Below are 20,452 nucleotides of genomic sequence, written 5' to 3'. Positions count from 1 at the left end.
ATTGTTATTATTTTTCAAATCCATATTCTCGCTCTACTTTACAAATTCGGAGTTGGTATTTTGTATACCATTTTTCTCTTCCTTTTTCTCGAGCTTCTATGTGTAATAAATTATTTTTCCATTGTGTAATTGATGCTAAACTTCGCCAATAGGAAACCGTAATTCCAACTTCCGAACGAGCTGATTCAACTCCTAAATAACCTTCTTGTTGTTTTGCTAATTCTACCATTCTTTTGTTCATGTCTTCGTACCCTTCTTGGTTTTCAGACAATACAGTTGTAAATACAACCGCGTAATATGGTGGTGTTAATGAATCTTCAATCATAATATTAATTCGTATTTAGTTTCTGGTAAGCCGATATCATCACTAATAAATTTCTTTACTTCTGTAAAATTAAATCGCTTTAATATTTTAGCTGAAGCGATATTTTCATCAACTACATAGCCTACAATTTTTTTCATTCCTACAAATTTACAATAAGAAATTAGTCCTTTGCAAATTTCAGTTGCATATCCTTTACCCCAATATTCTTCAATAAACCGATACCCTATTTCATCATCTATATTGTCTTTCACCAAAGCAACGGTTCCTATAAATTTGTTGTCGTATTTTCGTTCGATAGCATAAATCCAAAAATCGTTTTTTAACTTATCATACTTATCCATCAATTCTTTAAGCTCTATTTCACACGCAATAATTGTTTTAATTTCACCTGTAGCGTATTGTAAAACAATAGGATTGCTTTCTAACTTAAAAAAAGGTTTTAAGTCAGTTAAAAGAAGTTTTCTAATGCGTAATCTTTCGGTTTCAAAAATCATGAATAAATTGTAATTTTGCAGTTGATAAATACTGTTTAAAACAGATTTATAAAAATACACCATACGAACTTCTAAAAAATTAAAGACTTACACAAGGCTTTTGTTTTTTATTAAGGATATTAAAAGAATGAACGTAGATAAAAAAGTAGCTTTTTACACTTTAGGATGTAAATTAAATTTTTCTGAAACTTCAACTATTGCTAGAAATTTTGTTTCTGAAGGTTTTGAACGTGTTGAGTTTGATGAAAAAGCAGCTATATATGTAATTAACACATGTTCGGTTACTGACAATGCTGATAAACGTTTTAAATCGATTGTAAAATCAGCTTTAAAACAAAATGAAGATGCTTTTATAATTGGTGTAGGTTGCTATGCGCAATTAAAACCAGAAGAATTAGCCAATGTTAATGGTGTAGATTTAGTTTTAGGTGCTACCGAAAAATTTAATGTTACTAGTTACATCAACGATTTAACTAAAAACGATATTGGCGAAGTACATTCTTGCGAAATTGAAGAAGCCGATTCTTATGTTGGTGCCTATTCTATTGGCGATCGTACCCGTGCTTTCTTAAAAGTACAAGATGGTTGTGATTATAAATGTACGTATTGTACAATTCCGTTGGCAAGAGGAATTTCTAGATCTGATACTTTAGAGAACGTTTTAAAAAATGCCAAAGAAATATCAGAAAAGGGAATTAAAGAAATCGTTTTAACAGGAGTTAATATTGGTGATTACGGTAAAGGTGAGTTTGGTAACAAAAAACATGAACATACTTTCTTAGAATTGGTTAAAGAATTAGATAAAGTTGATGGAATCCACCGTTTGCGAATATCGTCTATCGAACCTAATTTATTAAAAGATGAAACGATCGATTTTGTTTCTAAATCTGACACTTTTGTTCCGCATTTCCACATTCCGTTGCAATCTGGTTCTGATGAATTGTTAAAAAAGATGAAGCGTCGTTATTTAACGCAAACCTATACAAATAGAGTTACTAGAATAAAAGAAGTAATGCCAAATGCTTGTATTGGTGTAGACGTTATTGTTGGTTTTCCTGGTGAAACAGATGAATTATTTTTAGAAACCTACAACTATTTAAACGAAATGGATATTTCGTATTTACATGTATTTACCTATTCTGAAAGACCTAATACAGAAGCTGTTGATATGGATGGTGTAGTTGCCAAAAATGTACGTGTAAAACGTAGTAAAATGTTACGTGGTTTATCTGTTAAAAAACGTAGAGCTTTTTATGAAACTCAAATAGGAAATACGTTAACGGTACTTTTTGAAAGTGAAAATAAAGAAGGTTATATTCACGGATTTACTCAGAATTATGTAAAAGTAAAAACACCTTGGAACCCAGAATTAGTTAACACACTTCATACTGTTAACTTAACCGAAATTGACGAGGACGGTTTAGTTCGTTTTAACTTTGTAAAAAACGAAGTTATTGCTTAAATTGTGAATAGTTTTTCAACTACCTTAAAATAAAATTATGAAATACCTACTAGTATTGTTTTTCGCTTTAATCTTAGCCTGTAACGCTCCTAAAAAGGAACAAAAAAAGGAGGTTAAACCTATCGAAAAAGAAATAGTAGTTGAAAAAGCAATCGAAAAACCTAAAATAGCTGAAAACGAATTAATTGTAGTTTTTAAAAATCCTAAGAAAATAGAAGATGCTAAATCATTGCTTAAAAATAGCGGTTTAACGTTTCGTAAAATGGCATATAACAAGAACTCTTCAAAGATTGGAATAATTGCCGTTCCCGAAGGAAAAAGAACTTTTTGGTTAGATAAATTACAAAAAACAAATGCTTTTAGATTGGTTGATATCAATACAAAAGAAACATTGAGTGAATTAATTAACAAAGAAGAAAACACACTAATAAGCATTCGAAAAACACCTTGTTTTGGAGATTGCGTTGTTTATAATGTTACTATTGATAAAAATGGTAATGTTACCTACAACGGAATTAAATACGTACTTGAAAAAGGAACTCGTGAGTTTACACTTACCAGTAACCAGTTAGAACAACTTACTAAAATGCTTGCTAAAAAAGATTTTAACGAGTTTAAAGACACATACGATGACCCGCGTATAACTGATTTAGCAAGTACGTATATTGTAAGTAACGGAAAACAAGTTAAAATTCGTTTATGGAATGAAATTCCGGATGAATTAATTGATATACATGAATATATTGAAGGTCTTTTACTTGATAAAAAACTCTTTGAATAATGGCAAAAACGCCTATTTATTTTATGCCTGGTTTAGCCGCTAGTTCTAAAATATTTGAGTACCTTTCATTGCCTGAAGAATACTTCGAACTTTATTTTTTAGAATGGTTAATCCCAACATCAATAAATGAAAGTATACAAGAGTATGCACAGAGAATGTGTAATGCAATTCAACATGAAAACCCCATATTAATTGGTGTTTCTTTCGGAGGCATACTTGTACAAGAAATGAGTAAAATTATCACTTGTAAAAAGGTAATTATTATATCTAGTGTAAAAAGTAATGAAGAGCTTCCTAAACGATTAAAATTAGCTCAAATAACTAAGATTTATAAAATTTTCCCTTCAAAAATTATTGCAAATATCGAAAAATATGAACATTATTTTTTTAATGATTATTTAAAGAAAAGAGCAGAATTATACAAAATGTATCTTTCTGTTAGAGATCCTAAATATTTGCAATGGGCAATATATAATGTACTACATTGGCAACAAGATAAACCATTGGCCAATATTATACATATACATGGAAAAAAAGATGAAGTTTTTCCTTTTAAACACATTAAAAACAGCATTGAAATAGAAAATGGTACACACATAATGGTTTTAAATAAAGCCAAAACTATTTCTAATATTTTAGAGAAAGAATGTTCAAAAATTAAACAGAAAGAAAATGAATAAATATATCCGATTTTTATCGCTACTAACTATTGTTTTTGTAGCTGTACTATTTACAAATACAATTAGTCAAACGAACGAACCCGAAATAAAAAATGTTGCTGAAAGTTATGAAATTAGAGCCGTAAAAACGCCTAGTCATATGGAATTAGCAGGCGAGCGAGTTCCTTTAGAAAAAGCTGATATAAAAGAACGTATGGATCGTGAATTATTGGTAAATACTTACTGGCAATCTAACGGATTATTACTGATAAAACGCGCCAATAAATTTTTCCCTATTATAGAACCATTATTAGCAGAATATGGCTTACCTGATGATTTTAAATACTTATGCGTTGCAGAAAGTGCTTTAATTAACATCCCTTCTACTAAAGGTGCTGCTGGATATTGGCACTTTATGCCTGCTACGGGTCGTGAATATGGGTTAGAAGTTAATAAAAACGTAGATGAACGTTATAATTTAGAAAAGTCGACACGAGTTGCTGCCGAATATTTAAAAAGAGCTAAAAAAAAACTAGGTTCTTGGACTTTAGCTGCTGCTGCATATAATGCGGGGAATGGTAGAATCTCTCAACGTTTAAGACAACAACAAGTTGATGACTATTATGATTTACTCTTAAACACTGAAACAGGTAGATATATTTTTAGGATTTTAGCTTTAAAAGAAGTTTTATCAAACCCTAAAAAATACGGTTTTTCTTACGATCAAGAAGATTTATATACCTATCCAGACACCTACGAAGTTAAAGTAGATACCACCATAACAAATATTGCAGATTTTGCAAAGAACTGCGGAATTACTTATAAGGATTTAAAATTAGTGAATCCTTGGTTACGAGAAACTAAACTTAATAATAAAAGCAGAAAAACATACACCATAAAAATACCTGTTCATTAATGAAAAAAGTATTGCCTTACCTATATATAATCATTGGATTATTTATTCTAACAGCAACTTTCTCTCAGTTTTTTCAAGATAAAGAAAGTTACAGAGTACTTTTAAGCTTTAGAACCGAAAGCAAATACCTATTTTTATTAGTTAGGGTATTGTTTGCAGGTTGGTTTTTAGTTGACGGAATAAAAAAATTAAAAAATATAAAAGAAGATTAGTTCATCTAATCTTCTTTTATATTTTTTACTCTTCCTACAATTCTAGAATCTAATTGCACCTTAATTCCATGAGGATGATTAGCTGAATTTGTTAATATTCTACTTACAATACCCGAAGTTAATTCACCTGATCTTTGATGATTTTTTTGAATAACCTCAACCTCACAACCAACACGAATATGGTTTCTATTTCTACCGTCTTTCATTTAAAATATTTTATATAAAAAAATAAGAAAGCCTATCAAATAATTGATAGGCTTGTCTTTAAAAAGTTTACTCTGGTAATAATATATATTATAATACTCTTACGTTTACAGCGTTTAATCCTTTTTTTCCATCTTGTAAGTCAAACTCAACCTCATCGTTTTCACGAATTTCATCGATTAATCCTGAAACATGTACAAAATGTTCTTTGTTGTTTCCTTCTTCTGTGATAAATCCAAATCCTTTTGATTCGTTGAAGAATTTTACGGTACCTTTATTCATAATAAAAAATTATTTGTTGCTTGCTTAAGTGCTAACAACGTTTATTGAATTGCAAATGTAATGCCAAAAATTATAAAATCAACATAAATAATTGATTTTATTAAAATTAGCTGTAAATTTATTCACATGTATACTCTTTCGCTAAGGTTATTTAACAAGTAAAAACAAAAAAGCTTATCAATAGTTGATAGGCTTTTTTTAAAAAGTTTACTCTGGTAATAATATATATTATAATACTCTTACGTCAACAGCGTTTAATCCTTTTTTTCCTTCTTGTAATTCGAATTCAACTTCGTCATTCTCACGAATTTCGTCGATTAATCCTGAAACATGTACAAAATGTTCTTTGTTGCTTCCTTCTTCTGTGATAAATCCAAATCCTTTTGATTCGTTGAAGAATTTTACGGTACCTTTATTCATAATAAAAAATTATTTGTTGCTTGCTTAAGTGCTAACAACGTTTATTGAATTGCAAATGTAATGCCAAAATATTAGAAACAACATAAATTTACATTTTATTTTAATAAACATTTCTTAATTACTCTTTTTTGCCCCTATATTTTACACAAATACAGAAAAAAAACCTTACTTACTGACTTACAAGTTACTAAAATGTAAAATCCTCTATATAATCTGCTCACATTGTTTTATCCTAAGTAATAACCTTTACTAAAATACACCTCATAAATGAGTTAGAAATACCACTAAAAAATAAAACTAACGCAAAAAAAAGTCGATTTACCTTTAGCTAATCGACTTTTTATATTTAAATATTTGATATTAATCAAATTTTGTATCCATTTTTACGTAATCTAAAAACTCTCGTTTTCTATCTTTCTCTTTAAACTTACCTCCAAATTCAGCGGTAACAGTACTGCTTTCAATATCTTTTATACCTCTTGAATTTACACATAAATGTTTTGCATCAATAATACAAGCTACATCTTGTGTTCCTAATGCTTCTTGCATTGCTTGCACTATTTGCATTGTTAAACGCTCTTGTACTTGCGGTCGTTTAGAAAAATATTCTACAATACGGTTCATTTTAGAAAGGCCAATCACTTTTCCATCAGAAATATAAGCAACATGTGCGCGACCAATTATTGGTAATAAATGATGCTCACAAGTAGAATATACTACGATATTTTTTTCCACTAACATTTCACCATAATTGTAATTATTGTCAAACGTAGATGCCTTTGGCATATTTGCAGGGTTTAATCCCATAAAAATTTCATTTACAAAAGACTTTGCAACACGCTTTGGTGTTCCTTGCATACTATCGTCTGTTAAATCCATTCCTAAAGTGATTAAAATATCTTTAACACTTTCTTCAATTCTTTTAATTTTTTCTTGATCCGAGATATCAAAAGCATCTGAGCGTATTGGCGATTCTGCTGATGTGCTTATGTGGTTTTCTCCTATCTCGTCTATTCTCTCGTCATTCATTTTGTTGCTCTTAACTTCAAACATTTCTTTCAATTATTAGGGCGCAAATTTACAAATTAGTTGTTAACTTACTGTACTTTACTTATCAATTCATCTAAAGAACAAGTAGTTTGCTCTCCGTTTATCATATCTTTTAAAACAAACATATTGTTTTCAATAGTAGTTACCACAAATTGTATGCCTCTATTGCTAACGTATTTCCATTGCTTCTTTTCCTGTTTGTTGCTCGTTGCAGTATCAGGATACAACTCAGATTTTATGTTATTTTCTCTTAAGTTTTTAATTGCTTTTACCTTTGATAAATTCTCAGTTTCATCAAAATTTAAGAACAATACTCTTGGTTTAGGCAATTCAACTTCTTCAAATAAACCAAGCTCTTCCATCACTAAGTAAATTCTGTCTAATCCGAAAGAAATACCTACGCCACTTACATCTTTTAATCCGAAGATTCCTGTTAAATCGTCATAACGACCTCCACCACCAATAGACCCCATTTTTACACCCTCTGGTGCAGCAACTTCATAAATGGCACCTGTATAATAATTTAGTCCACGAGCCAAAGTTACATCTAACTCTAACGATGCTGATGATAAGCTAATTTCTTCAATCATACTTACCACAGTTCGTAAATCTGCTACACCTTGTAAACCTTCATCCGAAGTTTGCAACATATTTTGCAAAGAAGCTAGTTTATCTTTATTTGTTCCAGAAAAATTAAATAACGGAGCTACTTTTTCAATAGCATCTTCCGAAATTCCTTTTTCAAGCATTTCTTTTACAACACCTTCTTTACCAATTTTATCTAATTTATCTAAAGCTACTGTAAAATCGATTAATTTATCTGAAGCTCCGATTACCTCAGCGATTCCTGATAAAATTTTTCTGTTATTTATTTTGATAGTCGTACCCTGTAGACCTAACTTACTAAAAACAGTATCATATAACTGTACAAACTCTACTTCTTGCAATAAGGATTTACTTCCTACTACATCGGCATCACATTGATAAAATTCTCTAAAACGTCCTTTCTGCGGGCGATCAGCTCTCCAAACAGGTTGAATTTGATATCTTTTAAAAGGAAACGTAATATCGTTTTGGTGTTGTACCACATAACGTGCAAATGGCACTGTTAAGTCGTAACGCAATGCTTTTTCTGAAATTTTTGATATTATTTTCTGACTATTTTTTTCAGTCAATAAAGTATCATCAACTTTCTTTAAATAATCCCCAGAATTTAAAATCTTAAAAATTAAACGATCTCCTTCTTCCCCATACTTTCCCATTAAAGTTGATGAGTTTTCGAAACTTGGTGTTTCAATAGGTTGAAATCCGAAATTTTCAAACGAATGTTTTATTATATTAAAAATATAATTTCTTTTTGCTACTTCGTTTGATGAAAAATCTCTAGTTCCTTTTGGGATTGATGGTTTCATGTAAATAATTATGAATTATGAATTATAAATTATGAGGTTTTTCTCAAAACTTAAAATACTTATTTTTTAAATGTTTGTATGCTGTATTCTACTTCTTAAAAGTAAGTATTTCACAAGAGTGAAATACTTAATCCAATTTAATTGGCAAATATCTGAATTTATAGGCGAATTATAAAGTTTTATTTACACGTTTTAAACTATAAATAGATGCATTTAACTCAAACCCTAAAAGCAATATAATTGCGTTTAACCACACAAATAACATGAGTATTAATAACGTACCTATTGCACCATACAATTGGTTATAAGTTGCAAAATTTGTTACATAAACACCGAATATATAAAATGTAAATAATGATAATACTGTGGTTAAAATAGCTCCTGGTGAAAAAAACTTCACTTCCTTACCCTGTTTAGTACCAAAGCGAAATAGCAACGAAACAATCGTGAAAATCATTATTAAAAACAACAAGCCTTTTCCCCAATAAAACAAATCTAAATCACTGGTATCTAACCAACCTATATTATCTATTCTTGACAATGCTATTTGATAAAAAATGATTGCAACTACTGTTATTATTAAGAAAAGAGACATTAATAACGAAACTCCTAACGAAACAATGTATGCTGTAAAAACGTTTCTCATCTCTGTTACATGGTACGAATATTCGAAACCTCCAAAAATAGCATTTACACCATTTGTCATTAAAAATATTGAAGCTAAAAATCCGAAAGATAATAATCCGCTATATTGATTATTTATAATATCTTTTAACACCACATCTACGGCATCAAAAGTTTTAGGAGGCAACATTTCTTGAATTAACCAGAAGAGATTATCCTGAAATCCTTCGATAGGAATATAAGGAATCAGTGATAAAATAAACAGTAAAAAAGGGAATATTGCCATAAAAAAACTAAATGCAATTCCACCTGCACGCGTTGTTAAAGCCCCTTTTACAATACCTATAATATACATTTCAATTACATCGTATAATGACATACCTTGTAAACCTGGAATTTTTATTTTTTTTCCAAGTTTTACCAAAATGTTTACTACTGGTATTTTTTCTAGGTTACTTTCTGTTTGTTTGGTCATTTATTGGTGTTTCCTTTTCACTATCATTTTTTTTTAAAATAGATACCCTATCTGAAAGTATCTTTTTTTAGAATGAGTTTCCTGCCTTCGCAGGAATGACACATTTTAATTAATCTATATACGAACCTGAAATAAATTCAGGTTGACGTTAAAAATTAAATACATAATCTTCTTTTTCAACTTGTTTCAAAATAACATCAAACAAAGTTATCATAAAATAAACTATGTTAAAAGTTACTCAACTACAATATTATATTTCTGTAACAAGCCTATAATATTTTCTTTACTAAACTTTGCTCCTTTTAATTTATTTTCTTCAGGATCAATATTAAAATTAAAAGCAGTTTTAAAATCTGATTTTTCTAAAATAGTTCTATCAAATATCGTTTTTTTCAAATCGCAATTTTCAAAATCCGAATTTGTTAAATTAGTTTCTGTAAAATCTACTTCTTGTAAATTACAATCTATAAATTTTGTATTCGGAATTTTTAATTGATAAAATGACGAGAAATTTAATTGACATTCTTTAAAACTAAACTGTAATAAAAACGAATCACACTCATTAAATTTTACACCTATCATTTTACAATTAATAAACGAAGCTTCTTTAAAAGCAGTGTTTGCAACTATTGCATTACTAAAATTACAATCGATAAACTCACACTCCACAAATTGGATATTTGATGCATGTACGTTCTCGAAATTACAATCCGTGAACGTACAATTATCATATTCTCCTTTTTTGATTTTTGCTTGTGCAAAATCTATTTTATTAAATGTTTCACTATCGAAGTAATCGTTCATTTTAAAATAATCTTATGACGTTTATGAATACTAAAAACATCTCGATACAAATTTATTCGTTCCTCAAAATTTACTCGATATGACAATCTAACTATTGTAAACCTCTTGCTTTTAACATTGGTGTTGCTTTCGGATCTCTTCCTGCAAATACTTGATACATTTTTGCATAATCCATCGTGTTTCCTTTTGATAGCACTTCGTTTCTAAATTTATCTCCGTTTGCACGTGTTAACAATCCGTTGTTTTTAAACCAATCGTAAGCATCGTGACTTAACATTTCTGTCCATAAATAAGAATAATATCCAGCTGCATAACCTCCACTAAAAATATGTGCAAAATAAGTTGAACGATATCTTGGTGGTACTTCCGCTACTTTTAATTTCATTTTTTCTAATGCCGCTGCTTCAAACTTGGCAACATCTTTAATTTTAGTATCCACCGAAATTGTATGCCATTGCATATCTAAACTTGATGAGCTTAAGTTTTCAATCATTGAATATCCTTGATTAAAAGTTCCGGCATCTTTTATCTTTTTTAATAATTCGGCAGGAATAACCTCTCCTGTTTTATAATGTACCGCATAATTATTTAAAACAGCTGGATGTGTTGACCAGTTTTCGTTAAATTGCGACGGAAACTCAACAAAATCTCTCGCAGTACTTGTTCCTGAAATCGATGCGTATGTTTGATTACCAAATAAACCGTGTAATGCATGCCCAAACTCATGAAACATCGTTTCTACTTCATCAAAACTAATTAAAGCAGGTTCACCTGCTGCTGGTTTTGGCGAATTACACACATTATAAACTACTGGTTTTTGGTTACGTAATTTAGATTGTTTTACAAAAGCACTCATCCACGCACCTCCACGTTTACTATCTCTTGCAAAAAAATCACCGTAAAATAATCCTAATTTACTTCCGTCTTCTTCAAATAACTCATACACTACAACATCTGGATGATAAACCGGAATATCAGTACGTTTTTTAAAAGTGATTCCGTATAATTTTGTAGCCGCAAAAAACACCCCTTTTTCTAACACATTTGTTAATTCGAAATAAGGTTTTACCTCTTCTTCATTTAAATTGTATTTAGATTTACGCACTTTTTCAGCATAATGATTCCAATCATAGGCAGTTAATTTAAAATCTTTACCTTCTTTATTTATTTCAGCTTGAATTTCTTTTGTTTCTGATGCAACTTTAGTTAAAGCACCCGGAATTAATCCTTCAAACATTTCAAAAACTTTAGCGGGTGTTAACGCCATGGTTCCTTGTAAGCTCCAACTTGCGTAATTATCAAAACCTAAAATTTGTGCTTTTTGAGCTCTTAAAGCCACCATTTTTTTAACCAACTCACTTGTATCGTATTCACCAGCATCAGATCTATGGATTGATTTTTCAAATAATTCTTTACGAACCTCTCTGTTTTCTAACGTTTGTAATGATGGTTGTTGCGTTGTATTTATCAACTGAATTTCGAATTGCCCATCTTTCTCAATAGATTTAATTTTTTCTTCAGAAAATCCTTTTAGCTTTTCCTTATCTGCAACTACAACTCCACCTTTTTTACTTGCATCTAATAATTTTTTACCAAAATCATTAGCTAGACTTGCTATTTCTGAATTAATTTCTTTTAATTTTTCTTTTTTATCTTCTGATAAATCAGCTCCTGCTTTTGAGAAGTTTTTGAAATATTCTTTTACTAAGTGTTTCGATTCTACATCAAGTTCTAATTCTTCTAAATTATCATAAACGGCCTTTACTTTAGCAAACAACTGCGTGTTTAACAAAATATCATCGTTATGTTTAGAAAACTTAGGTGCTAATTCTTTCTCATTTTCTTTTAAAACATCATTGGTGTTTGCTCCAGCTAAAGCATAAAAAACAGCCGTTACATTGTCTAAGGTTTTACTACTTTCCTCTAAAGCTAAAATGGTATTATTAAAAGTTGGAGCATCCGTATTTGCAACAATTTTATGTATTGCTTCGTTTTGCAATTCCATCCCTTTTAAAATAGCTGGCATAAAATGTGCATCTTGTATTTTAGTAAAATCTGGCGCACCATAATCTAAGGTACTTTTAATTAATAACGGGTTTTCTACAGCCATATCTTTTTTACTTTCTTGCTTTGTTTCTTTTGCTTTGTCAGTATTACAAGACATTGCAAATACTAAAGACGCTACAATAATTATTTGTTTTTTCATTTTACTGATATTAAATTAATCAACTGCTTTTAAACTTAAATCTAAATTATAAACCGAGTGTGTTAAAGCTCCTGATGAAATAAAATCTACCCCACAATCAGCATATTTACGAATTGTTTCTTCGTTAATTCCGCCTGAAGATTCTGTTAAACAAGTATCACCAATTAAGGCAACTGCTTTGCGCGTATCTTCATAATTAAAGTTATCTATTAAAATACGATACACACCTTCGTTTGATAAAATCTCTTTAATTTCTTCCAAACTACGTGCTTCAACTATAATTTTAATATCTAAACCTTTCTCTGTTAAATATTTTTTAGTTTTAGTAATTGCTTGTGTAATTCCGCCTGCAAAATCGATATGATTGTCTTTTATCATTACCATATCATATAAGGCAAATCTGTGATTTTCTCCGCCACCAATTTTAACTGCCCATTTTTCTATAGCACGAATACCTGGCGTTGTTTTACGAGTATCTAAAACCTTTGTTTTTGTGCCTTCTAATAAATTAGCAAAAAACTTTGTTTTCGTTGCAATGGCACTCATACGTTGCATGGCATTTAACACCAAACGTTCTGCCATTAAAATAGCTTGCGATTTTCCTGAAACATAAAAAACAATATCTCCAAACTTAACTTCATCACCATCATTAATTAAAGTTTCTACCTGTAAATCAGCATCAACATACTTAAAAACCATTTTAGCAAACTCAACTCCGGCTATAATTCCATCATCTTTTACCAGTAATTTTGCTTTTCCGGTAGCATCCGAAGGAATACAAGAAAGTGAGGTGTGATCTCCATCACCTATATCTTCGCGAATGGCATTTGAAATAATTAAATCTAGTTCTGTATTAAATTGTTCTTTTGATATCATGTTTTTAATAATTTCTGATGTAAAAATACTAATTCGTAGCTCATAATTCATAATTTTACAGCATGAAAATTAAACTACTTGCTATTGGTAAAACTGATAATAAAAATTTGATTCAGTTAATTGATAATTATCAGAATAGGCTAAAACATTATATAAAATTTGAGCTTGATATTATTGCGGATATTAAAAACGTAAAGAACTTAAGCGAATCTCAGCAAAAAGAAAAAGAAGGCGAATTAATTTTATCGAAGCTTCAAAATACCGATCAGTTGGTTTTATTAGATGATAAAGGAAAACATTTTACATCGATTGAATTTTCTCAATATCTTCAAAAAAAGATGAATTCGGGCATTAAACAACTCGTATTAGTTATTGGTGGTCCTTACGGATTTTCGGATGCGGTTTACAAAAAATCAAGCGGAAAAATATCTTTATCAAAAATGACATTCTCTCATCAAATGATTCGTTTATTTATTGTTGAACAAATTTACAGAGGCTTTACGATTCTTAAGAATGAACCTTATCATCATGAGTAGTTAAAAGCTGTTTTTCAACCTTATTATATGTATTGAATATAAATACTATTTCAAGAGTTAATATTGGAATCATAAAAAACAAAGAAATTGGAGACAATATTACTGTAATCAACATACATCCGTTTACAATTTTTACAACACCTGTTATTTGAGCTAATGACCCTAAATTTTCTTTTAACTTTAAAATACCTAGTCCCATAATTAATTCTCCCGCTCCAAAAGCCAACATTAACAAAATGCTTAAAACGATATCTAAACTATTTAAAAATCCTGGCGAGGTTGTAAAAAAAGTGATTATAAGCATAATAATACTTGTAACTATATAAACTTTAACCGCGCTAATTAAAAAACTATTATTAAATTTTTCTGCTATTATTTTATACCCTTTCAGAAAGTAAATTAATATTATAAAAAAAGGGATCATGTAAAGTGTTCTTAAAAAAAATACTTTTTCATATTGTATGTGATTAGCTACAAGATACGTTTCAATAATTAGCCCAATTAAAGTAATTACTAAGTAAAGAATTGCAAAAACTCTACTATTTCTTAATATCTTTAATTCATTATTAGTCCATTCATTCTGATTGTTTTTTGAAGAATTATTTTTATCTATTATTTTAAAATCCTCCCCTAAAGCTTCTAAAATGGTTTTAAGAGTATAGCTTCTAGGATTTACTTCTCCTGCTTCAATTCGCTGAATTGTTCTTACATTAATATTACATTGTTCTACTAATTCTTCTTGTGTTAATCCTTTTTCTTTTCTTAATTGAAAAATACGCTTTCCTAATTCTGGTTGTTTCATAATATGAATGTTCTTATTTATCATACAATGTTAACTTCTATTTTAATTCTTATTAATTATTCTTATTGAATTTAACCCGACATTTACATGACATATCAGACACAACGGTGCTTTTAGTTCAATTTGTTTGCAATTTACATTTTAATTTTCTCTCTTAATATTATAGTTATCAACTATGACATTCTCTCATCAAATGATCCGCTTATTAATTATTGAACAAATTTATCGTGGATTTACAATTCTTAAGAATGAACCTTATCATCATGAATAGTTTTATTTTAAACTTTATTTTAATTACAAAAAAAATCGTAATTTTGTCGCCCTTAAAAAACACTTTTGAAAACCCCAATAAACAAATCATAATGAAAACATTAAAACATTTATTCACAGCTCTTTTTTTATTTTTTTTGTTGGCTTACAACAAATAAACGCTCAAAACGGTTTTAAAGATTTAAGAAATCAAATAAAAGTAAAAAAAGATCAGGTTAGTGCTAATGAAGAAATTCTAATGAGTGGTATAAAAGCCTTAAAACGTGTTACTGCAAATTTAGAAGATTTTAAAAAAAGCGGAAAAGCAACTAAAACTAACGTTAACAGAAAACAGAAAGTTGTTGCTAGCATGCAAGATAGACTTACAAAGTTAAATTCTCAAATTGATAGTCAAAAAGAAGATTTAACATCTCTTGAAAGAAAATTAGCAAGAAAAACTAAGAAAAACACGCCTAAAAAAACTGTTGCTAAAAAAGTAGAGAATACTGTAGACACTCCTATAAAAGACAACGTTAGTGAATTAGCTTTACGTAAGCAAAAATTAGAAAATGCACGTAAAAAATTAGAAGAAAACCGTAAAGCAAAAGAAATTGCTTATTTAAAAGAACAAGAAGCTTTACGTTTAGAGGTTGCAAAATTAGAACAATTAGACAATGAAATTAAAGCTGAAGAAAAATCTATCGTTAAAGAAAAAGGTACTTTAATTAGCGATTATGAAGATGACATTAGCATTAATGAAGAAATTTTAATTAGTGGTAAAGAAGGCTTGGCTAGAATGAAATCGAAGTTAGAAAAAGCGAAACAAGCCCCTACTACTTCTAAAGAAAGTATTGCTCGTAAAGAAGCTATTATCGTTAAAATTCAAGAACGATTAAATAAAATACAAGAAGAAATTAATTCTAAAAAATTAGAATTAAGCAAATTAAAAGCATAAACGACTTTTAAAAAACCAATTTAAAAAAGCGAAATTTAGAGTGTTCTAAATTTCGCTTTTTCATTTTTACTATATTAGTTTTTTCTACTAAAAATAATAATTTTAAGTAGCTTATTATTTGCTTAAAAACAGCAGCTACAAAGATGATAAAAAACAATACATTTGTTACTCTAAAAAATTGATTAATGAAACTTGTTTTTGCCACAAATAACCTAAATAAACTTGCTGAAGTTCAAAAAATGTTACCAAACAATATTGAATTATTAAGTTTAAAAGATATTGAATGTTTTGATGACATTGAAGAAACTGCAACTACCTTAGAAGGAAATGCAAAAATAAAAGCAAATTACATTACCCAAAAATTTAGTTTTAATTGTTTTGCTGATGATACTGGCTTAGAAATTGAAAACTTAAACGGAGCTCCCGGAGTATATTCTGCACGTTATGCTGGTGAACCTAGCAACTCAGAAAATAATATGCAAAAAGTATTGACTGAATTAAACGGGAAAACTGATCGAAAAGCACAATTTAGAACTTCTATTTGTTTGAATTTAAATGGAAAACAATTTCTATTTGATGGCATTTGTAAAGGTGCTATTTTAACTCAAAAGCAAGGAGAAAAAGGTTTTGGCTACGATCCTATTTTTAAGCCTGAAGGATTTAATAAATCATTTGCAGAGATGACTTCTGAAGAAAAAAATATTGTTAGCCACCGTGGATTAGCAATTCAAAAATTAGTTGAATTTTTAAAATCAATCGATTAATTGAACTCGTCAAGAAAACACACAAAACACTTTGTTTTTTTATTAGTTTTACTAATACTATGCTTTTTTATAAACATCAGTTTAGGTTCGGTATCTATTCCTTTTAAAGATATTTTTAATTCGCTTACTGGTGGTATCGCTTCTAAAGACAGCTGGCAAACCATTATTTTAAATTTCCGCTTACCAAAAGCTATTACAGCAATCATGGTAGGTTCTGGTTTGGCTATTTGCGGATTATTAATGCAAACCCTATTTAGAAACCCCTTAGCAGGCCCATTTGTATTAGGTATCTCTTCGGGTGCTAGCCTAGGTGTGGCTTTACTCATTTTAGGTTCTGGCTTATTTGGAGGATTTTTCTCTTCCTTTATTTTTTCTAATTGGGCTATGGCAATCGCAGCTAGTTTAGGCTCGTTTCTTGTTTTATCGGCAGTAATTATTGCAGCAAATAGAGTTAGAAATACCATGTCTATTTTAATTATCGGATTAATGTTTGGGTCGTTAACTTCAGCTGTAATAAGTGTTTTATCTTATTTTAGTGAAGCAGATCAAATTCAACAGTATATGTTTTGGAGTTTTGGTAGCTTAGGAAACTTATCGTGGACAGAACTTATTGTTTTCGGAATTATTTATAGCATTGGTATTTTAGGCACATTTACCATCATAAAACCTTTAAATAGTTTTTTATTAGGTGAAAATTATGCAAAAAGCTTAGGTATCAACATCAAAAAAAGCAGAAACATTATCTTATTAATCACAAGTTTATTAACTGGCGTTATCACTGCTTTTTCGGGACCTATTGCTTTTATAGGTTTAGCAATACCTCATATAGCTAAAATGATTTTTGTTACTTCAAATCATAAAATACTATTACCTGCATCTGCATTTATTGGTGCGATTGCTTTATTAATTTGCGACTCCATTGCGCAATTACCTACAAGTGAATTTACTTTACCAATTAACGCAATCACTTCTTTATTTGGTGCACCTGTAGTTATTTGGTTATTAGTACGAAAAAAGAAAATATACGTATAAAGTTGACTGATTCTAAAAAAAATATCGTTCTTAAAACTGAAAACCTTTCAATAGGTTATCAAACAAAAAAGCAACAAACTATTATTGCTTCCAACATTAATTTTTCTGTTGAAAAAGGAAAATTTGTAGCGCTTTTAGGTAAAAACGGAATCGGTAAATCTACCTTATTACGAACACTATCTAAAGTTCAAAATCCTTTGAGCGGAAGCATAGAAATTAACAAAAAGAAGATTACTGATTATTCGCACCACGAACTAGCAACTTCTTTAAGCTTGGTGCTAACTGAACGCTTACCCCAAAGTCAACTTACCGTTTTCGAATTAATCGCTTTAGGTCGCCAACCATATACGAATTGGATAGACAAATTATCATCCAAAGACCTTAAAAAAATTCTTTGGGCAATTGAACAAACAGCTATTGAACACTTAAAAGACAAACGTTTTTACGAATTAAGTGACGGACAGTTACAACGTGTTCTTATCGCACGTGCTTTAGCTCAAGATACAGCAATTATTATTTTAGATGAACCAACTGCTCATTTAGACATCCATCATACATTTAAAATCTTTTCATTATTAAAACAACTAGTTGAAAAAACAGGAAAAACCATTGTTATTTCTACTCATGAAGTAAACATTGCGATTCAATTAGCAGATGAATTTGTTTTGCTTTCTGAACAACAAATTTATAGCGGAACAGCTAAAGAACTAATTAATCAAAATGCTTTTGAACAATTATTCCCAAAAGAATTGATTAGTTTTAACAAAACATTAGAACAATTCATAATAAAGAAAAACTAAAATTGTTGTTTATTACCAATTATTATTTTTGAAAACTAATCAAACCAAAAACCTTAATGAAAAAATTACTTTATATAGCAAGTGCTATTGTTTTTACAGCATGTGGAGCAAGTAAAGACACTTCAAGTACAGAGCATAAAGATGATGCTAACGTAGATTATGCTGCGAAATATGCAAAAACTATTACTGCTAAAGATTTAGGAAAACATTTATTTATATATGCTTCTGATGAATTTGAAGGACGTAATACTGGAGAGCCAGGGCAAAAAAAAGCAGTTAACTATTTAAGAGATTTTTATAAAAATGAAGGAATTGTATCTCCTTTAGGAAGCGATAACTATTTTCAAAAAGTTCCTTCTGCTTACTTAAGTAATAATCGTAGAGGAATGATTTTAAAAGATTCTGAAAACGTTGTTGCTTTCATTAAAGGAACAGAAAAACCAGAGGAAATTTTAGTGATTTCTGCACATTTAGATCACGAAGGTGTTAAAAACGGAAAAATATATAATGGTGCCGATGATGATGGTTCAGGTACTGTTGCCATTTTAGAAATTGCAGAAGCTTTTAAACAAGCTTATAACGAAGGTAAAAAACCAAAGCGTTCTATTTTATTTTTACATGTTACAGGTGAAGAAAAAGGTTTATTAGGTTCTAAGTATTATACTGAAAATCCTATTTTCCCTTTAGCTAATACCGTTACTAATTTAAATATTGATATGATTGGTAGAGTTGATGATCGCCATAAAGGAAACCCTAATTATGTGTATTTAATTGGAGCTGATAAGTTAAGTACCGAGTTACATGACATTTCTGAAGCAATGAACAAGAAATACACAAACGTAGCTTTAGACTATAAATATAACGACGAAAAAGACCCGAATCGTTATTACTATCGTTCTGACCATTATAATTTTGCAAAAAATAACATTCCTGTTATTTTCTATTTTAACGGTACACACGATGATTACCACCAGCCAACAGATACACCTGACAAAATTAACTACGAGATGTTAGAAAACAGAACTCGTTTAGTTTTTCATACGGCATGGGAACTTGCTAATCGCGAGAACCGTGTAACTGTTGATAAAGGAGAAACTACAAAGTAAAAAATATATTTTAGTATAAAAAAAACTCACCAAGTTGGTGAGTTTTTTATTTTATATGAATTATTCAAAATTACAGAAAATCAACCATAAATATAAAAAAAGATAAAAAAACCTTCGGATAGTTCCTCTTATAAAAATTAAACACGAGTAGTTCTCTAATTTTTAATTTGACATTACTAACCATCCTTTTAACAGTTTAATTACATAAAAAATAATACCTTTATCTATAAAAACCAATTATAATATAAATGGAAAATTTAACGAATAAAAAAGCCATCATAACTGGAGGTAGTAGAGGTTTAGGAAAAGCCACCGCTATTGCTTTTGCTAAAAAAAGAATAAATGTTGCCATTACTGGTAGAAACGAAAAACAACTGCTTAGTACAGTTACCGAAATAAAAACATATGGTGTTGAGGCGACTTATGCTGTCTTTGATGTTAGCCATTACAACGAAGTTCAAAAAGGAATAAAAGAGATTATAGATACATTTGGCACTGTTGATATTTTAGTAAACAATGCGGGTATTGCTGCTTTTGGTTCACTGAACGAAATGCCTGTTGAAGATTGGACACAAATTATACAAACCAATTTAATGGGAATGTATTATGTTACCAAAGAAGTTTTACCTTATTTAATTGAAAAAAACGAAGGTGATATTATTAATATTGCATCTACTGCCGGATTAAGTGGTAATGCAACCACCTCAGCTTATTCTGCTTCTAAATTTGCAGTAATCGGAATATCGGAATCATTAATGAAAGAAGTTCGTAAAAACAACATTAGAGTTTGTACGCTTACACCAAGTACTATTGCTTCAGATATGTCTTTAGAGTTAGGAATTACAGATGGGAATCCTGAAAAAGTATTACAACCCGATGACTTTGCAGAATTAATTGTAGCTGGTTTATCTTTACCTAGAAGAGCCATGCTTAAAGGAGCTTCTTTATGGTCAACCAATCCATAATTTACACAATGCGTTTCTCTTATAAAAAAGGAAACGCATTT

Annotated in this window: 24 protein-coding genes and 1 pseudogene; 13 read left to right on the top strand and 12 right to left on the bottom strand. The window is 29.7% G+C overall.

The annotated features are described in order from the left end of the window. Positions 1-7: 7 nt before the first annotated feature. Positions 8-325 carry an antibiotic biosynthesis monooxygenase family protein gene (locus PG912_RS04045; RefSeq protein WP_275688565.1) on the bottom strand — a complete coding sequence of 106 codons (318 nt, stop codon included), beginning with the start codon at positions 323-325 and terminating at the stop codon, positions 8-10. Beyond that, a complete protein-coding gene (locus PG912_RS04040; RefSeq protein ID WP_275688564.1) occupies positions 322-819 on the bottom strand; it encodes a GNAT family N-acetyltransferase in 498 nt (165 codons plus the stop codon). Before PG912_RS04040 ends, PG912_RS04045 begins: the two co-directional genes overlap by 4 nt. 127 nt (positions 820-946) lie before the next feature. On the opposite strand from PG912_RS04040, the gene mtaB reads away from it, so the two are divergent. The 5 genes from mtaB to PG912_RS04015 are packed head-to-tail and all read left to right on the top strand — an operon-like array spanning position 947 to position 4,849. Then, positions 947-2,281 carry a tRNA (N(6)-L-threonylcarbamoyladenosine(37)-C(2))-methylthiotransferase MtaB gene (gene mtaB, locus PG912_RS04035; RefSeq protein WP_275688563.1) on the top strand — a complete coding sequence of 445 codons (1,335 nt, stop codon included), beginning with the start codon at positions 947-949 and terminating at the stop codon, positions 2,279-2,281. A 37-nt stretch (positions 2,282-2,318) separates the two neighbouring features. Continuing rightward, a complete protein-coding gene (locus PG912_RS04030) occupies positions 2,319-3,062 on the top strand; it encodes a DUF6438 domain-containing protein (RefSeq protein WP_275688562.1) in 744 nt (247 codons plus the stop codon). Further along, complete coding sequence (locus PG912_RS04025) at positions 3,062-3,742, top strand: alpha/beta fold hydrolase (protein ID WP_275688561.1); 681 nt, start codon at positions 3,062-3,064, stop codon at positions 3,740-3,742. Before PG912_RS04030 ends, PG912_RS04025 begins: the two co-directional genes overlap by 1 nt. Further along, complete coding sequence (locus PG912_RS04020; RefSeq protein ID WP_260585058.1) at positions 3,735-4,637, top strand: lytic transglycosylase domain-containing protein; 903 nt, start codon at positions 3,735-3,737, stop codon at positions 4,635-4,637. The genes PG912_RS04025 and PG912_RS04020 overlap by 8 nt, the downstream gene beginning before the upstream one ends. After that, positions 4,637-4,849 (top strand): hypothetical protein, encoded by a 213-nt coding sequence (locus PG912_RS04015; protein ID WP_275688560.1) that lies wholly within the window; start codon positions 4,637-4,639, stop codon positions 4,847-4,849. Before PG912_RS04020 ends, PG912_RS04015 begins: the two co-directional genes overlap by 1 nt. Positions 4,850-4,854: 5 nt before the next feature. On the opposite strand, the gene PG912_RS04010 is transcribed toward PG912_RS04015, so the two are convergent. The 9 genes from PG912_RS04010 to nadC all read right to left on the bottom strand — a co-directional run bounded on the left by PG912_RS04010 (position 4,855) and on the right by nadC (position 13,202). Then, complete coding sequence (locus tag PG912_RS04010) at positions 4,855-5,055, bottom strand: YwbE family protein (protein ID WP_275688559.1); 201 nt, start codon at positions 5,053-5,055, stop codon at positions 4,855-4,857. An 88-nt stretch (positions 5,056-5,143) separates the two neighbouring features. After that, entirely contained in the window at positions 5,144-5,335 is a 192-nt protein-coding gene (locus PG912_RS04005; RefSeq protein WP_218771141.1) for a cold-shock protein, read from the bottom strand. 228 nt (positions 5,336-5,563) lie between these two features. Further along, the gene (locus PG912_RS04000) at positions 5,564-5,755 is read right to left on the bottom strand and encodes a cold-shock protein (RefSeq protein WP_260585055.1); all 192 of its coding nucleotides are present in this window, start codon (positions 5,753-5,755) and stop codon (positions 5,564-5,566) included. A 360-nt stretch (positions 5,756-6,115) separates the two neighbouring features. After that, positions 6,116-6,784, bottom strand: coding sequence for a GTP cyclohydrolase I FolE (gene folE / locus PG912_RS03995; protein WP_260585054.1), 669 nt, complete (start codon positions 6,782-6,784; stop codon positions 6,116-6,118). A gap of 68 nt (positions 6,785-6,852) precedes the next feature. Then, on the bottom strand, positions 6,853-8,217 hold the full coding sequence (gene hisS, locus PG912_RS03990; RefSeq protein ID WP_275688558.1) for a histidine--tRNA ligase: 1,365 nt from the start codon (positions 8,215-8,217) through the stop codon (positions 6,853-6,855). A gap of 169 nt (positions 8,218-8,386) precedes the next feature. Beyond that, positions 8,387-9,316: a YihY/virulence factor BrkB family protein gene (locus PG912_RS03985; RefSeq protein ID WP_260585052.1), complete on the bottom strand. Its 930-nt coding sequence runs from the start codon at positions 9,314-9,316 to the stop codon at positions 8,387-8,389. A 234-nt stretch (positions 9,317-9,550) separates the two neighbouring features. Next, positions 9,551-10,120: a pentapeptide repeat-containing protein gene (locus PG912_RS03980; protein ID WP_275688557.1), complete on the bottom strand. Its 570-nt coding sequence runs from the start codon at positions 10,118-10,120 to the stop codon at positions 9,551-9,553. Positions 10,121-10,211: 91 nt separating this feature from the next. Then, the gene (locus tag PG912_RS03975) at positions 10,212-12,326 is read right to left on the bottom strand and encodes a M3 family metallopeptidase (RefSeq protein WP_275688556.1); all 2,115 of its coding nucleotides are present in this window, start codon (positions 12,324-12,326) and stop codon (positions 10,212-10,214) included. A gap of 15 nt (positions 12,327-12,341) precedes the next feature. Beyond that, on the bottom strand, positions 12,342-13,202 hold the full coding sequence (gene nadC / locus PG912_RS03970; protein ID WP_275689012.1) for a carboxylating nicotinate-nucleotide diphosphorylase: 861 nt from the start codon (positions 13,200-13,202) through the stop codon (positions 12,342-12,344). Positions 13,203-13,264: 62 nt separating this feature from the next. On the opposite strand from nadC, the gene rlmH reads away from it, so the two are divergent. Continuing rightward, positions 13,265-13,738 (top strand): 23S rRNA (pseudouridine(1915)-N(3))-methyltransferase RlmH, encoded by a 474-nt coding sequence (gene rlmH / locus PG912_RS03965; RefSeq protein WP_275688555.1) that lies wholly within the window; start codon positions 13,265-13,267, stop codon positions 13,736-13,738. On the opposite strand, the gene PG912_RS03960 is transcribed toward rlmH, so the two are convergent. Beyond that, the gene (locus tag PG912_RS03960) at positions 13,710-14,540 is read right to left on the bottom strand and encodes a helix-turn-helix domain-containing protein (protein WP_260585048.1); all 831 of its coding nucleotides are present in this window, start codon (positions 14,538-14,540) and stop codon (positions 13,710-13,712) included. The genes rlmH and PG912_RS03960 overlap by 29 nt on opposite strands. A 166-nt stretch (positions 14,541-14,706) precedes the next feature. On the opposite strand from PG912_RS03960, the pseudogene PG912_RS03955 reads away from it, so the two are divergent. The 7 genes and pseudogenes from PG912_RS03955 to PG912_RS03925 all read left to right on the top strand — a co-directional run. Next, positions 14,707-14,811: pseudogene (locus PG912_RS03955) on the top strand (23S rRNA (pseudouridine(1915)-N(3))-methyltransferase RlmH); the annotation flags it as partial. Between the two features lie 237 nt (positions 14,812-15,048). Further along, positions 15,049-15,744 carry a hypothetical protein gene (locus PG912_RS03950; protein WP_275688554.1) on the top strand — a complete coding sequence of 232 codons (696 nt, stop codon included), beginning with the start codon at positions 15,049-15,051 and terminating at the stop codon, positions 15,742-15,744. Between the two features lie 185 nt (positions 15,745-15,929). Further along, on the top strand, positions 15,930-16,508 hold the full coding sequence (locus tag PG912_RS03945; RefSeq protein ID WP_275688553.1) for a non-canonical purine NTP diphosphatase: 579 nt from the start codon (positions 15,930-15,932) through the stop codon (positions 16,506-16,508). Then, positions 16,509-17,540, top strand: a complete 1,032-nt coding sequence (locus PG912_RS03940; RefSeq protein WP_275688552.1) for a FecCD family ABC transporter permease — start codon at positions 16,509-16,511, stop codon at positions 17,538-17,540. Between the two features lie 2 nt (positions 17,541-17,542). After that, positions 17,543-18,340: an ABC transporter ATP-binding protein gene (locus PG912_RS03935; RefSeq protein ID WP_275688551.1), complete on the top strand. Its 798-nt coding sequence runs from the start codon at positions 17,543-17,545 to the stop codon at positions 18,338-18,340. Positions 18,341-18,396: 56 nt separating this feature from the next. After that, entirely contained in the window at positions 18,397-19,446 is a 1,050-nt protein-coding gene (locus PG912_RS03930) for a M28 family metallopeptidase (RefSeq protein ID WP_275688550.1), read from the top strand. Between the two features lie 248 nt (positions 19,447-19,694). After that, positions 19,695-20,411, top strand: a complete 717-nt coding sequence (locus PG912_RS03925) for a 3-ketoacyl-ACP reductase (RefSeq protein WP_275688549.1) — start codon at positions 19,695-19,697, stop codon at positions 20,409-20,411. Positions 20,412-20,452: the final 41 nt, after the last annotated feature.

The sequence above is a fragment of the Tenacibaculum retecalamus genome, from assembly GCF_027941755.1.
Taxonomy (GTDB): Bacteria; Bacteroidota; Bacteroidia; order Flavobacteriales; family Flavobacteriaceae; genus Polaribacter; species Polaribacter haliotis_B.
Note: the sequence above shows the minus strand (reverse complement) of the source record. Positions and strands in the feature narration are given on the sequence as shown.

Coding starts and splice junctions, on each gene's coding strand:
- PG912_RS04045 (WP_275688565.1), bottom strand. CDS start 325: ATGATTGAAGATTCATTAACACCACCATATTACGCGGTTGTATTTACA.
- PG912_RS04040 (WP_275688564.1), bottom strand. CDS start 819: ATGATTTTTGAAACCGAAAGATTACGCATTAGAAAACTTCTTTTAACT.
- mtaB (WP_275688563.1), top strand. CDS start 947: ATGAACGTAGATAAAAAAGTAGCTTTTTACACTTTAGGATGTAAATTA.
- PG912_RS04030 (WP_275688562.1), top strand. CDS start 2,319: ATGAAATACCTACTAGTATTGTTTTTCGCTTTAATCTTAGCCTGTAAC.
- PG912_RS04025 (WP_275688561.1), top strand. CDS start 3,062: ATGGCAAAAACGCCTATTTATTTTATGCCTGGTTTAGCCGCTAGTTCT.
- PG912_RS04020 (WP_260585058.1), top strand. CDS start 3,735: ATGAATAAATATATCCGATTTTTATCGCTACTAACTATTGTTTTTGTA.
- PG912_RS04015 (WP_275688560.1), top strand. CDS start 4,637: ATGAAAAAAGTATTGCCTTACCTATATATAATCATTGGATTATTTATT.
- PG912_RS04010 (WP_275688559.1), bottom strand. CDS start 5,055: ATGAAAGACGGTAGAAATAGAAACCATATTCGTGTTGGTTGTGAGGTT.
- PG912_RS04005 (WP_218771141.1), bottom strand. CDS start 5,335: ATGAATAAAGGTACCGTAAAATTCTTCAACGAATCAAAAGGATTTGGA.
- PG912_RS04000 (WP_260585055.1), bottom strand. CDS start 5,755: ATGAATAAAGGTACCGTAAAATTCTTCAACGAATCAAAAGGATTTGGA.
- folE (WP_260585054.1), bottom strand. CDS start 6,784: ATGAATGACGAGAGAATAGACGAGATAGGAGAAAACCACATAAGCACA.
- hisS (WP_275688558.1), bottom strand. CDS start 8,217: ATGAAACCATCAATCCCAAAAGGAACTAGAGATTTTTCATCAAACGAA.
- PG912_RS03985 (WP_260585052.1), bottom strand. CDS start 9,316: ATGACCAAACAAACAGAAAGTAACCTAGAAAAAATACCAGTAGTAAAC.
- PG912_RS03980 (WP_275688557.1), bottom strand. CDS start 10,120: ATGAACGATTACTTCGATAGTGAAACATTTAATAAAATAGATTTTGCA.
- PG912_RS03975 (WP_275688556.1), bottom strand. CDS start 12,326: ATGAAAAAACAAATAATTATTGTAGCGTCTTTAGTATTTGCAATGTCT.
- nadC (WP_275689012.1), bottom strand. CDS start 13,202: ATGATATCAAAAGAACAATTTAATACAGAACTAGATTTAATTATTTCA.
- rlmH (WP_275688555.1), top strand. CDS start 13,265: ATGAAAATTAAACTACTTGCTATTGGTAAAACTGATAATAAAAATTTG.
- PG912_RS03960 (WP_260585048.1), bottom strand. CDS start 14,540: ATGAAACAACCAGAATTAGGAAAGCGTATTTTTCAATTAAGAAAAGAA.
- PG912_RS03950 (WP_275688554.1), top strand. CDS start 15,049: ATGAGTGGTATAAAAGCCTTAAAACGTGTTACTGCAAATTTAGAAGAT.
- PG912_RS03945 (WP_275688553.1), top strand. CDS start 15,930: ATGAAACTTGTTTTTGCCACAAATAACCTAAATAAACTTGCTGAAGTT.
- PG912_RS03930 (WP_275688550.1), top strand. CDS start 18,397: ATGAAAAAATTACTTTATATAGCAAGTGCTATTGTTTTTACAGCATGT.
- PG912_RS03925 (WP_275688549.1), top strand. CDS start 19,695: ATGGAAAATTTAACGAATAAAAAAGCCATCATAACTGGAGGTAGTAGA.